Annotated in this window: 9 protein-coding genes and 3 pseudogenes; 8 read left to right on the top strand and 4 right to left on the bottom strand. The window is 52.9% G+C overall.

Features of this window, described 5'->3' with window-relative positions:
* Positions 1-115: 115 nt before the first annotated feature.
* The 4 genes from BLT55_RS29960 to BLT55_RS29945 all read right to left on the bottom strand — a co-directional run bounded on the left by BLT55_RS29960 (position 116) and on the right by BLT55_RS29945 (position 2,853).
* A complete protein-coding gene (locus BLT55_RS29960; RefSeq protein WP_054999217.1) occupies positions 116-757 on the bottom strand; it encodes an SOS response-associated peptidase in 642 nt (213 codons plus the stop codon).
* Positions 758-970: 213 nt separating this feature from the next.
* Positions 971-1,510 (bottom strand): hypothetical protein, encoded by a 540-nt coding sequence (locus tag BLT55_RS29955; RefSeq protein WP_054999216.1) that lies wholly within the window; start codon positions 1,508-1,510, stop codon positions 971-973.
* 384 nt (positions 1,511-1,894) lie between these two features.
* Complete coding sequence (locus BLT55_RS29950; RefSeq protein ID WP_024671648.1) at positions 1,895-2,149, bottom strand: hypothetical protein; 255 nt, start codon at positions 2,147-2,149, stop codon at positions 1,895-1,897.
* 47 nt (positions 2,150-2,196) lie between these two features.
* Positions 2,197-2,853, bottom strand: coding sequence for a nucleotide-binding protein (locus BLT55_RS29945; protein WP_017684244.1), 657 nt, complete (start codon positions 2,851-2,853; stop codon positions 2,197-2,199).
* A gap of 511 nt (positions 2,854-3,364) precedes the next feature.
* On the opposite strand from BLT55_RS29945, the gene BLT55_RS29940 reads away from it, so the two are divergent.
* The 8 genes and pseudogenes from BLT55_RS29940 to BLT55_RS29890 all read left to right on the top strand — a co-directional run bounded on the left by BLT55_RS29940 (position 3,365) and on the right by BLT55_RS29890 (position 12,591).
* Positions 3,365-3,589, top strand: coding sequence for an antitoxin MazE family protein (locus BLT55_RS29940; protein ID WP_003319697.1), 225 nt, complete (start codon positions 3,365-3,367; stop codon positions 3,587-3,589).
* Complete coding sequence (locus BLT55_RS29935) at positions 3,586-3,912, top strand: type II toxin-antitoxin system PemK/MazF family toxin (RefSeq protein ID WP_054999215.1); 327 nt, start codon at positions 3,586-3,588, stop codon at positions 3,910-3,912. The genes BLT55_RS29940 and BLT55_RS29935 overlap by 4 nt, the downstream gene beginning before the upstream one ends.
* 518 nt (positions 3,913-4,430) lie before the next feature.
* Positions 4,431-5,411, top strand: coding sequence for an IS5-like element ISPsy2 family transposase (locus tag BLT55_RS29925; RefSeq protein ID WP_054078085.1), 981 nt, complete (start codon positions 4,431-4,433; stop codon positions 5,409-5,411).
* Positions 5,412-6,153: 742 nt separating this feature from the next.
* On the top strand, positions 6,154-7,233 hold the full coding sequence (locus BLT55_RS29915; protein WP_055000451.1) for an LD-carboxypeptidase: 1,080 nt from the start codon (positions 6,154-6,156) through the stop codon (positions 7,231-7,233).
* A 430-nt stretch (positions 7,234-7,663) separates the two neighbouring features.
* Positions 7,664-7,897 (top strand): annotated as a pseudogene (locus BLT55_RS29910) (helix-turn-helix domain-containing protein); the annotation flags it as partial.
* 386 nt (positions 7,898-8,283) lie between these two features.
* Positions 8,284-9,357 (top strand): annotated as a pseudogene (locus BLT55_RS29900) (IS630 family transposase).
* A 110-nt stretch (positions 9,358-9,467) separates the two neighbouring features.
* Positions 9,468-10,445, top strand: a pseudogene (locus BLT55_RS29895) (IS5 family transposase).
* A gap of 190 nt (positions 10,446-10,635) precedes the next feature.
* The gene (locus tag BLT55_RS29890; RefSeq protein ID WP_104442826.1) at positions 10,636-12,591 is read left to right on the top strand and encodes an AAA family ATPase; all 1,956 of its coding nucleotides are present in this window, start codon (positions 10,636-10,638) and stop codon (positions 12,589-12,591) included.
* Positions 12,592-12,623 lie beyond the last annotated feature (32 nt).

Genomic DNA, 12,623 nt, shown 5'->3' with positions numbered 1-12,623 from the left:
GATAAAGGACATTATCACACATAACTTGGCTCTGAAGATGCAGCCAAATGCCCACACAAAAGGGGAAACCTTCTTAGAAATTACACTGCCCTTTACCCGCTCCTGGTAAAGCCCATTACATGGCCACAGTCAGCCGATCTGCCGGGTACTGGTTCATGAACGCTGCACTCTGCTCCGGCCGCGCGGTCAACCAGTCCGCATACGAGCCCTTGGGCAAAATCACTACCATGCGCTTTTCGTCTTGGGGCTTGTGATACGCCTTCATGAAGTCGTGATCATCCGCATTCACGGTCAGCATGGTGTAGCTGTGCAGGATCTGGTCGGTGGACGGATCGCGCCACTGCTCCCATAGGCCCGCAATGCCCAGCAGCTCGCCGTCTGCGCGGGCTATACGCGTGGCAACTGCCTTGCCCGATCGCCAGTCCGGCTCATATATGGCCACCGCAGGGATAATGCAGTGTTGCGCCTGTCGCCAGGCATGCCGGAATGACGGTTTCTCGGCCACTGTCTCTGACCGAGCATTGTACGTGCGCCTGGCAATTTTACTGTCCTTGCTCCAGGACGGGATCAGCCCAAAGGAGCCAGTCAGCACCTCCATGGATGCGGGAGATTCATTGTCCTCGACGCGTCCGTCAGCGCTACGTAGGAATGGACCGAGGTAGCCAGGCCACAAATCAAGTCTGCCCTGGTCGAACGGTGCTACGCCGAACGCTTCGGCTATCTGGTGCGGTGACGGTGCTTCGTAATGGCTGCACATAGAGCCTCACTGGAACATGTAAATGTCCTAATGTGAGGCACTGCCCCGCCCCAGCGTTCCAATTATTCGACTCTACAGACGCTAACACTTTAGGAGCCCACTAGCGCAGCACAGATTGGGTGTTAGCTGCCATTTTAAATCGCACCTGTTATGGATATTTCAGCAGCTTACCGCCCCAGGAACGGCACTGACCTCCTCAGACTTGTCGGCACATTAAACCTCAAGTGAGGGATTAGCTGCCTGCTCGGCTTGCAGCATAGTTTGATGCATGTGATTGATGTGCTCGACAGCCTTGTGACCTTGGGCCAGGTGATAGACGAAAATTTCGCTCGTCTTGGTGAACCGATGGCCAATGCGCACGGTGTACGAACGGAACATCCAGCTGAAAAACCCTGTGTAGTACATGGCGTCTTCAATGTCACGCCATTTGACACCGCGAACCCCTTTGCTCCAAGGCAAAATTCCTCGAAAAATCCACACACCAATATCATCTGTGTAGAGGCGAACACTTTTTAGGAAGAGGAACCTGTAAGCACACACTGCCAGCGTTACCACCAATACAAACACGTTGACGGTAATCCCAACACGGTACGCCGCATCAGATTGAGCATTATGTGTCGTCCACGAGCCGATGACTAATGACAAAGCAATCAAGAAAATCGACGTCATGGTCACGTTGGCATATGCAAGCCAAGACAATCTGTAGACCGCGTGCGCCGGGGTTTCGCGGGTAGGGTGTTCAAATCCATTCACGGTGCTAGCTCCTTGAAAGATGACTGATGAATGAGAGATAACAGTTTCATACGCCCGCTCCCTGTTTCATACCTTGAAGGCTATCAAGCCACCTCGTAAGGGCTTCTGCTACGCATGGCGGAGCCATGTGGCCAGCAAACTCTCTCAGTAAATGCAGATATTTAGGGTCTGAAAGCTGGCTAAGGTGCAGGTTTCGAACTGTGTTATATTCTCGCTCGGACATTATCTTCCCTCCGGTTGGTTTTGTTCACGCTGGGGGATGGTTACAGCCATTCCCCAGCATCTTTTTAGCTGATTCGATTTTGCCCTCCTACAAATCCGTTCTGACACTTACTGCTACATTTGACGCAATGACTATTTGACGCTGAATACTATTCAGTGAAGCTATTGCGCAGCCCCGGCTCTATTCATAAATTCTTCCAGTGCCTGCATGGTGACCTTCTTCACGCTGACTCTGTGGTCCAAAGCAAATTGGTCGACACGCCTTTTAAATTCATCTGGTACGCGCAGATTCATAGGTACGTCTTTTTTGGCTTCTGGTTTTTCGGTGTTGTTGCCAACAACCGTTGACAGGTCATCGCTGCGGGGTGGGATGCCTTTGCCCTTTACTCGTGAGGGCGGCTTAGGAATATTAACCATTTGAACTCCTCATTTTGCGTCAAAACGTCATAGCGTCAAATGACGCTTTAGTCATTTTGCGGCAGAGAACTTATGCGGTCAACAATTGATTGGACCAAACGATCTGCCTGTTCTCGAAGTCCTTTGTGAGAGACTTCGGTCACGGAAAATCCAGAGTCATGGGCACGGCGATACAGCACTTTTTCATACAGCGTGCCAGCGAGTAAATGATAAGGTGTTGCAGAGAGATACGAGCGAGCCTCCACAATTTCTTTGTCACTGTCGCCTCCACGAACCAAGGCTAAAGCGATCCGGTCTGGCGAAATGCCGTGTTTATCAACCAACCTGTTAGCCAGTCGAACGGTAGGGGTTAGGTCATCGAGGCTGAGACCGGTCGGAAGAATCATAAGATCAACTGATTTACCCATGTCGACCGTACCAGCAGTCGCTTGAGGGCCACCATCAAATATAAGCAAATCTATGTCATCTGAGCTAGAAGCCTTGAGCGCCTGGCTAAAAGTGCCAAACGTCTCCACCCTTATTATGGGCTCAATCCCAGCTTTCATACGGCGCAGGTTCCAGTCATGACATGTGGATTGGTCAATATCCAAGTCACAGATTTTGACTGTCCAGCCAGCTGATGCATATGTCGTAGCAAGAGCGCGAGCAATGGCGCTTTTGTAAACGCCTCCTTTTTGAGATGCCGTACCGATACGAAGTGCCATACCGCCTCCAGTCAAGTTTATTGCGTTATTGCGTTATTGCGTCAATTAACGCAAACAATCGTAACCCTCATTTATCGAACAAGCAAGCGGATTATAACGAATTGACGCTTTGACGCTTTGACGCTTTGACGCTTTGACGCAAAATGTGGGGAGAAGATAGCTTAGAGAGCAATATGGTTGAAAACCAATAATCATGGCGTAAAAGGTAGGCTCATTCTGACCTAGCGCTAAAGGGTCGCGTTTAGGCCGATTGAGCCATAGCTAATGAGCTGAGGTTCGTCGGGTATACCTAAATGGACAGAGTCGTGGCGGTCCGCTAGGACGATCCCCCTGATCCTTGGATACGCACCGAAAACGGCGCATGCAGAGATACCGAGGCCAGGAGAGGGTCTTCAAATTGAAAGAATGGGGATAGAAGTCGAGCAAAGCCGACCCCTTCGCAAAAGGCCTCGGTTGCACTAGGGTGTAGTTATCGCTAAAATGTTACATGTAACTATCTACGGAGGTTTAAATGCCTACATCCCATGTAAATGCCCGCGTTCAACGCCATCGCGACGCGCTGCGTGCGGCTGGCCTACGGCCCATTCAGATTTGGGTTCCCGATACCCGGCGGCCAGACTTTGCACAGGAGTGCCATCGACAGTGCCTGTTGGTTGCTCAGGCAGACATGGCCAATACCTATATGCAGGGGTTGATGGACGAAGCCTTAGACGATGTTGAGGGTTGGACGCCATGATGCGAGGTGACCTAGTCACCGTCGCCATGCAAGGTGACTTTGGTAAACCAAGACCCGCCTTAGTAATTCAGGCAAACCAATTCAGCGAACACACCAGCGTTACCGTGCTGCCAGTGACCAGCACCCTAGTCGCAGCACCGCTGCTGCGCATCACCTTTCAGCCGACCGCAGAAAACGGCTTGCAGAAGCCTTCTCAGGTCATGCTAGACAAGACCATGACACTCAAGCGTGAAAAAATAGGCCCGACTTTTGGGCATATCGGAGTGGATTCAATGGTGGAGGTGGAGCGCTGTTTAGCCGTGTTCTTGGGTATCGCCAATTGACACCTTTTCCTTGTGTCGCAAGACAACGTTAATCGGGGTTGTAAGCCGGAACCGCCGAAATTTCCGTCATGGGCGGGAAGCCAGTACTGGTGCGGATTGACGCCAAACTGTGGTTTATCGTACCGGCCAGGCTGCACGCGGGTTTACGGACAGGCACTGGGCTTAAGTGTAGCGGCCTGCAATCGAAATGGCCTCGACCTGCAATCATCGCATTTTTCGACCGGGATTAATTGCGTCTATCCGAGCCAGCAGACCGAGATTATTTGCGAATGAACCTGCATTCATCTGATCCGACCTGCAATCGACCGCATGAACCGGAATTGACTGCGAGTGAGCACACGCTGTTTCTGTCTCATTCGAGTACACCCTTGCGGGACGCGTGTCTGAGGCGTTTTTTATGTCTCAATAGGGCTGATTTTCATTTTTGATATAGTACTGTCACAAAATCTAGGGAAACTCTGAAAAAGACTTCCTAATTTGGCAAAATCTCCGGACACCAGTCGCCGAGCTTTTCGATGATGAAACAGATGACCTTCGCCGACGCCGAGTATGCCGGCAAGCGCAAGCAGACCCGTAAGGAATTGTTCCTGATCGAGATGGATCAGGTGGTGCCCTGGAAAGGTTTGATTGCCCTGATTGAGCCCTATTATCCAAAAGGAGAAGGTGGCCGGCCCGCCTACCCACTGATGGCGATGCTGCGTGTTCATCTGATGCAGAACTGGTTCGGCTACAGCGATCCGGCGATGGAAGAAGCGCTGTATGAGACGACCATCCTGCGTCAGTTTTCAGGCCTGAGCCTGGAGCGCATTCCAGACGAAACCACCATTCTCAACTTCCGTCGTCTGCTGGAAAAGCACGAGTTGGCGACCGGGATTCTCGGCGTAATTAATGGTTATCTGGGCGACCGTGGCTTGTCGTTGCGTCAAGGCACCATCGTCGATGCCACGCTGATTCACGCGCCCAGTTCGACCAAGAACAAGGATGGCAAACGCGATCCTGAGATGCATCAAACCAAGAAAGGTAACCAGTACTATTTCGGCGCCAAGGCTCACATCGGCGCCGACGACGAGTCAGGCCTGGTGCACAGCGTGGTAGTAACAGCGGCCAATGTGGCAGACGTCACGCAGGTTGCCAAACTGCTGCACGGCGAGGAAAACGTAGTCTGCGCCGACGCAGGTTACACCGGGGTCGAGAAGCGCGAAGAACACGCTGGGCGCAAGGTCATTTGGCAGATTGCCGCCCGCCGCAGCACTTACAAAAAGCACGGAAAACGCAGTATTTTGTACAAGGCGATCCGCAAAATCGAGAAGGCCAAGGCCCAGGTTCGCGCCAAGGTCGAGCATCCGTTTCGGGTCATCAAACGCCAGTTTGGCTATGAAAAAGTGCGCTTTCGGGGCTTGGCCAAGAACACCGCGCAGATGGTGACGTTGTTCGCCCTGTCAAACCTGTGGATGGCCCGCCGACATTTGTTGGCGAGCGCAGGAGAGGTGCGCGTGTAATGCAGGAAATGGTTACCGCAAAAGGCTTTGCAGCGGCCGAAAGAGCTAAAAAGCGAAGATAATTGAGCAAATTTCGACATGCATCGTTTTTTGAAAAGTGCTGAGGACTCGGTAGCCGGAAAACATCCGGCTACTTCAGACCTTCCTTTACACCCGTTGATTATGACTTTGCGTCGGGCAAAAGCCTCAGCGACTACGCCCTTGAGGCAAGTACGGCGTTTCCTTTTGCATCCACCGGCTTTGATGGCAATGTGCTCAGGCTTGTTGCCAGCGATGTGGCAGGAGGGGAGCTTATCATTCACACTGACGCGGGAACTCAGGGGATCGGACTGAGGCTGAAGGTGAAAAACGCGAGAGGAAATGCCACTACCGGAGGGGATGCGAACGCACTGATTAGCAATGAATATGTCGATACCACAACGGTCGGTAACGGGGTCCTCATTATATCCGTCAGGTATGGTGAGACATTCGAATTCACGGGATACAGCCTGATTAACGGGTAGACTCCTGATCCGGGTTCCGGCACAGAACCCCTGAGTACCGGGGCTGTGCCGGAAGCTGGTAAACGTCAGCTGTTTTTTCAGTAAACCTGCCACCGCTGCCGCTTTACAGCCGTGTAAATAAAAGACCTGCGGTCCGTCGGAGAGTCTTTTTCAAATCTAAAAAAGTAGTGACCGTCCGCCGCGCAGCAGATGCCAGCGTAACAAAAACAGCGGCGAACATATTGTTAAGGAAGATGAATATGATTCAGATAAAAAGCACGGCATTTAAAGAAACCGCGCTCCTCGTTCTTGTGCTTTTCCTGTTAGGGTGTGCGACCACCTTACCACCGACCATTGTGAAGAAAACAGCTCCCCCGGCTGGGGTGCCTGAACGAAAAGTCTGTTCCGGTCAAAAAGGGACGGTATTCCTGATTGCAAGCTCGTCGCAATATGACGAGAACATCATCCCGGAGATTGAGACGGCGTTTTCCCGCCAGTGCTACGCGGTTGACAAACGATATCTCGACCAGAAGCCTACCAGGCTGGGTTACGTCAATACGGATGAAAAGCGGGCCCGGACCCTCATTAATGCTCTCAGTAATCGCAACGTGCACTACCTCTGGTTTGTCAGGGGCGGCTCGGGGGCGCTCAACCTTTACCCTGCCCTGCATGCAAGCCGACAGCGTATTTCAGCCTCAACGCCGAAAATCCTCATCGGCTTCAGTGACGTAACGGCCATTCACAGCTTTGTCAGTCATGAGCTGAACTGGCCAGGCGTGCATGGCGTGGTGGCGTCTTATAATAAAGAAATGCATGAGATTGATAACAGTAAAAAACTCAGTATGAACAACAGTCTGAATGAAGTCTTTGAGGCCCTGTCTCACGGGGTTAATTACACCGGCATCGAGCCGATGAACCGTCAGGCAGCAAAAACAGTGAGTGGTAAACTGGATGGCGGGAACCTGACCCTGGTTCAGTCTCTGTTTTCCACTGTCTATGAGGGCAGCTATTCAGATAAAATTATGATGCTGGAAGATACGGGGGTAACTCCTGAACAGCTTGACCGCACCTTGCATCAGATAGAGTACAGCCGGAAATTTCACCCACGCGGTGTTATTTTTGGTCAGTTTTACGGCCTGAATGCCAGCGACGAAGAAAAAACGCTTTACCGGTATGTGATAAAACAGTTCGCCGGGCGCGTTAACTATCCGGTTTATTATTACCCGGAATTCGGGCATGGTGAAACTAATCAGCCATTTATTCTGGATCATCAGGCCAGTATTTTATGCAACAACCTGTCCCGGTTGTGCAGCCTGACACAGACTCCTGTAAATGAATAACCTGCATGGGGTCGGTTCCGGCTGGGGGCGAAATGACACCTTAAGCCGTTTCGCGATGCCTGCGCACGATGTCAGTGACGGTGTTTTTGCTGATACCCAGATATCGGGCGATCTAGGGAGGCGCTGATTTATTCGATTTTTCGTCCCTGCAACGCTCTGGAGGCCTTGATTTATCTGGGGGCAACAGCTGGGTTTTAGAATAAATCAGCGTCTCCCTAGCATTCAGGTGTGTGCAGGGTGAACGTCAGCTCGTCAGACGGGAATTCCGGAGAGCCCCAGAGCAGTGAAATGAAGAGCTTGATGTGCCGCCCGAGCTCCTGGCGCATATCTTTACCGGTGGGCTGGGCGCACGTATTTCTAACTGGCGAATATCTCTGGCCCAACGGCGAAAAGCTTAGGGTGTCATTTCGCCCCCAGCCGGAACCGACCCCAAATAGCGCGTGACGACTTCGAGGACCGGCGAGAGCGACAGCGCCAAGGCATAGACTTGGCCAAGTGCGCCGGTCGATACGCTGGGCGTAAACCGAACACCAAAATGCATGAACGGGTCATCGCTCTTAAAAGCGGTGGGTGTAGCATTGCGGAGACTGCGCGGCTGGCCGGGGTCAGTGTCAGTCAGGTAAAGCGTGTCTGGGCACAGAACCAGGCTAAGGTTAAGATCTGATACTTGGGTGAGGGCGAGCCTAAAACCGCCAGTCAGTATATAGGGGATTATTAATGCAGCTACATGAAGCGTTTCAACTGGTGGAAGCACTGGGCGTTGAAGAAGCCAATCAGCTAATCCAGCAGGAAGGGTGGAAGTTGTTAGCTATCACGCAGCGTGAGCGCGTCGGGTCCGTATATGTACTTGGGAAGGCCAAAGAGAAACCGTCATTGAAGGTTTCAAAGGACCTACTGACAAGGGCAGCGCGGGAGTAAGCCCATCACGTTTCATTTAACGTGGCAGGCTTGGAAGAAAATTAAAACCCCACCTAGTGTGCTGTTCGCGAAATATCTTTTCGTTATTTTCGGCTACACTTCAGATGTCATCCCAGCCGTGGAGAGCTTATCGTGAGCGCTCTGGACATCACGCTTAGCCTTGAAGAAACGATCGAACTCAAACGACGCGTTCGCTCTGCCACCATACCTCAGCGAGAGGGTCGTCGAGCACGCATAATCCTGCTGGCTGCCGAAGGTGAAACCCGAGACAACATTGCACGTTTGACGGGCTTTTCCTGCCCAACGATCACGCTCTGGTGCCAGCGTTTCTAGGCTCGTCGACTGGACGGACTGGTCGACGAACCTGGGCGTGGACGCAAGTCATCTTTGCCTGCCGAGACAGTTCGCCGTGTCCTGGAACAGGTCACCCGTCCTCGCATCGGAGAACCACGCTGGAGCTGTCGGAGCATGGCAAAGGCGGCGGGTATTTCCTCGACCACCGTCCATAAGCTGTGGGCTGCCAATGATTTAAAGCCCCACCTGACGCGCACATTCAAGTTGTCCAACGATCCGCAGTTTGAGGAGAAATTCTGGGATGTGATCGGGCTTTATCTGGCCCCACCGGATAAGGCTTTAGTGTTGTGCTGTGATGAGAAAAGCCAGGTTCAGGCGTTGGAGCGAACACAGCCGGGTTTGCCTTTGGGCATCGGTCATATCCAGACTAAATCCCATGATTACACCCGTCATGGCACGGTCACGTTATTCGCCGCACTGCATTACCTCCAAGGAAAATTGATCAGCAGCATCGAGCGTCAGCACCGGCATCAAGAGTGGTTGGCCTTTCTCAAGAAGATCAATAAAGAAACGCCCAAACACCTCCAGCTTCATCTGATCGTCGATAACTACGCGACCCACAAGCATGCCGCAGTGAAGGCCTGGCTGGCGAAGCATCCGCGTTTTCATATTCATTTCACGCCGACCTCCAGCTCTTGGATGAACATGGTTGAACGCTTCTTTCGAGACATCACGGTGTATCTTCGCGACGGCAGTTTTGCCTCGGTTCGCGAGCTGGAGAGCTCCATTACAGCGTTCATGGCGTTACGTAATGCTCAGCCGACCCGATACGTTTGGAACGCAAAGGGAGAGGAGATTCTGAACAAAATTCAACGGGCGCGTGAAGCACTTGAAACCGCAGGCAATAAGTAACTTATTTCGAAAACATCACACTAGGGAGGCGCTGCAAAAATAGCCAACTGTCCCCACCCTTGGCACACTAAGTTCCTTCAACAGCCTCCCTCTCCGTGAGCGTTACGCGCGTGCAGAAGACCTTCTCCGAACTCGAATATACCGGCAAGAAAAAGCAGACTCGCCGAGATCGCTTCCTGGCTGACCTTGAACAGTTGGTGCCCTGGGCCCTGCTGGAGGCGCAAGTGGCGCCGTTTTATAGCAACACCGCAGGCAAGCGCGGACGCCCTGCGATAGGGGTGTCGCGCATGTTGCGCATGTACGTCGTGCAGCAGTGTTTCGGTTTCTCCGATGAAGGTTGCGAAGATGCCGTCTACGACAGCCAGGCCATCCGCGGTTTTATGGGTATCGACCTGGGTCGCGAGTCTGCACCGGATGCCACCACCTTGCTGCGTTTTCGCCGCTTGCTGGAAGTCCATCAGCTAACCCGGCTGCTGTTTGAAACGATTAACCAGCATCTGGCCAGCCGGGGGCTGCTGCTCAAGGAAGGCACTATCGTCGACGCTACTCTGATCGCCGCGCCGCCCTCGGTCAAGAACCGAGAAGGCAAGCGTGATCCTGAGATGCATCAGGCCAGGAAAGGCAATCAATGGCACTTTGGGATGAAGGCCCACATTGGTGTAGACGCCACGTCGGGGCTGGTGCACAGCGTAGTAGGGACGGCCGCTAACGTGGCGGATGTCACCTAGGTTGGCCAGTTGCTTCACGGTGACGAAACCTATGTTTCGGGTGACGCTGGATACACCGGTGCGGCCAAGCGACCGGAGCATGCTGAACGGGACGTTATCTGGTCGATTGCAGAACGGCCAAGCAGTTACAAGCAGCACGGCGAAGGCAGCGTGCTGTATCGGGTCAAGCGCAAAATTGAATATGCCAAGGCGCAACTGCGTGCCAAGGTCGAGCACCCCTTCCAGGTAATCAAGGTGCGCTTCAATCATCGCAAGGTTCGCTACCGTGGGCTGGAAAAGAATACAGCGCAGTTGTTCAGTTTGTTTGGGTTGGCCAATCTGATGCTGGCCAAGCGGTATTTACAACAGACGGCAGGATAAATCCGTCTGAAAGGCGGGACTGGCCCGCCTTTCAGCAAAATGAGGGCAGAAATCTGCTCGAGAAACGTAAAATAAGGCCGGCAGGTTGAAAAAAACCGGCTTGGAAATGGGGACGGTGCGAACGGGTTAATTGTTCAGCGTCTCCTTAGGGCATCTCGCAAATCAGGACGTGAATGACGACGTCCGTAGGATGGCCAATCTCGTCATGAATAATCTCGAGCAGTTGGCAGAGGTAGGCGCGAATCGGCGAGCACGGTCTGTCCGGTTGGCCCCGCTTGCGGTCCAACACCTTCCGAGTGTAGATCCACACCTACCGGACATTGCACATGCGCCCATCGACCGCAAGCAGATGCGCCTTCAGCGTCTAGAGGTAGGCCCATTTCGCGGGTTCATGCAGGCTGAAGTATTTGACCTAAGCCACGACATTACCTTGGTCTATGGGCCGAATGGCACAGGCAAAAGCAGCTTCTTTGAAGCGCTTGAGACAGCAATGCTCGGATCTATCAGTGAGGCCGGAGCGAAGCGTTTTGACCACCGTGCCTATTGCAACAATGCTCGCCTAGGGCGGCATGTAGCACCACGCCTTCTGGCATCGGTGGGCGGTGCAGAGGCTGATGCGCTGAGGGCCAGTGACGAAGAATACCGTTTCTGCTTCGTGGAAAAGAATCGACTGGATGACTTTGGTCGTATTGCGGCGAGAACGCCAGGTGACCAGCGCCAGTTGATAGCGACTCTGTTTGGCGTTGAGCAGTACAGCGAGTTCGTACGTGGTTTCAATCCTAGCTTGGATGAGAACCTGAACGTACTTGGCGTCAAGGCAGCGGATCTTGAGGGACGACGTAGTCAGGTCGCGGCCTCCCAGCAGATAATTGATAACTATGAGCAACGTATTGCAGGTCTGGTTCAGATAGAGGATGTATTAGCCGCACGCATTTCACCTGGCTATTCCTATCAGGCATGCAGTGTATGGCTGCTCGGGACGAATGAAGTTCGGGGCCGTTTGGCGGATGTGCAATGCCTCTTGGAGGCGCCTGTTGCTGTGGTGCATGGACCCACAGCAACAGGACTCGATCACAGGCTAAGCGAAGTTTATCGGCTCCACGAACTAAGTGAAGCTGCACGGCGCCCTCTAAATGATCGTGCTGCTGAGGTATCGTTTTCAAGCCTTTATAACGCGGTACTCCAGTTATCTGAGAGCGCAACAGAGTGCCCAGCATGCGGCACAGGGTTGGATCAGGTCAGAAAAAACCCATTCGAACGCGCGCGTGCGGGCCTAGCTGAACTCGCTGGACTCCATACCCTCCAGCAACAGGCACAAGTCGCCGCTCAGAATCTAGACGAAGCGTTTCGCGCATTGCTGGCGGAGATGCAGAGTGCCATCAAAGCCGCATCTCAAGTTTACAATGAAGATCTTCAAACGTCCCAGCTCCCTCAATTGCCCCAATTATCCAGCGGTCAATGGCTTCAGCCTTGGATTGATGATAATCGAAGAGCTTGGCGCGCCTTGCTCGAAATAATCAGCCGGATCGAGCAGGTTGATGCCAATACACGCGAACTAGCTGCACAAAGACAGCAGCTAGCCCAAGAGCGTGAGCAACTTGATAGTTTCAGGATAGAGATTGAGCGATGCCGTCTACTGCGATCTCAGGCTTTAACAGAGCTGGAGCAGGCCCAGGCAACGGTGGCACACTTTGAACTGGGCAACCAGCAGTTGATCGAGGACGTCGCTCAGGAAGCCCTGGTGGTTGAGCACCACAAGCGAATCAAAGCGGCTTACGACGCTTACCTTCCACAGCTACAGGGGTACCTTGCAGACCTACCACGTCAGCTCCTTCAAGGGCTGGCAGAAAGCGCCCGGGACTTGTACAACTCGTTCAATCGAGAGGATCCACTACCTGCTCAGATCCATGCGTTGTGGTTGCCATTGGCTGAGAACGGCAAAATTGAGATCGAATTCGTAGGTCAACCAAGTGAACGATTCGATGCACTCATGATTTTGAGCGAGGGGCACATTCGTTGCCTGGGCCTCGCTATTCTCCTTGCCAAGAACCTCGCCGAGAATTGTCCTGTCGTGATTTTCGACGACGTAGTCAACGCGATCGATGATGAACTGGGCAGCCTGCGGCTGCAAATTGTGGGATTTTGAAATCGGTTATCATAGCCGAAATCGAGTCGATC

This window comes from Pseudomonas cannabina, from assembly GCF_900100365.1.
Taxonomy (GTDB): Bacteria; Pseudomonadota; Gammaproteobacteria; order Pseudomonadales; family Pseudomonadaceae; genus Aquipseudomonas; species Aquipseudomonas cannabina.
The sequence above is the reverse complement of the archived record's forward strand: the minus strand, read 5'-3'. Positions and strand labels throughout refer to the sequence as shown.

Bases quoted from the DNA above. Each gene is read 5' to 3' on its own strand.
- BLT55_RS29935 (WP_054999215.1), top strand. From the start codon at position 3,586: ATGATGCGAGGTGACCTAGTCACCGTCGCCATGCAAGGTGACTTTGGT.
- BLT55_RS29950 (WP_024671648.1), bottom strand. From the start codon at position 2,149: ATGGTTAATATTCCTAAGCCGCCCTCACGAGTAAAGGGCAAAGGCATC.
- BLT55_RS29915 (WP_055000451.1), top strand. From the start codon at position 6,154: ATGATTCAGATAAAAAGCACGGCATTTAAAGAAACCGCGCTCCTCGTT.
- BLT55_RS29940 (WP_003319697.1), top strand. From the start codon at position 3,365: ATGCCTACATCCCATGTAAATGCCCGCGTTCAACGCCATCGCGACGCG.
- BLT55_RS29890 (WP_104442826.1), top strand. From the start codon at position 10,636: ATGGCCAATCTCGTCATGAATAATCTCGAGCAGTTGGCAGAGGTAGGC.
- BLT55_RS29960 (WP_054999217.1), bottom strand. From the start codon at position 757: ATGTGCAGCCATTACGAAGCACCGTCACCGCACCAGATAGCCGAAGCG.
- BLT55_RS29945 (WP_017684244.1), bottom strand. From the start codon at position 2,853: ATGGCACTTCGTATCGGTACGGCATCTCAAAAAGGAGGCGTTTACAAA.
- BLT55_RS29925 (WP_054078085.1), top strand. From the start codon at position 4,431: ATGAAACAGATGACCTTCGCCGACGCCGAGTATGCCGGCAAGCGCAAG.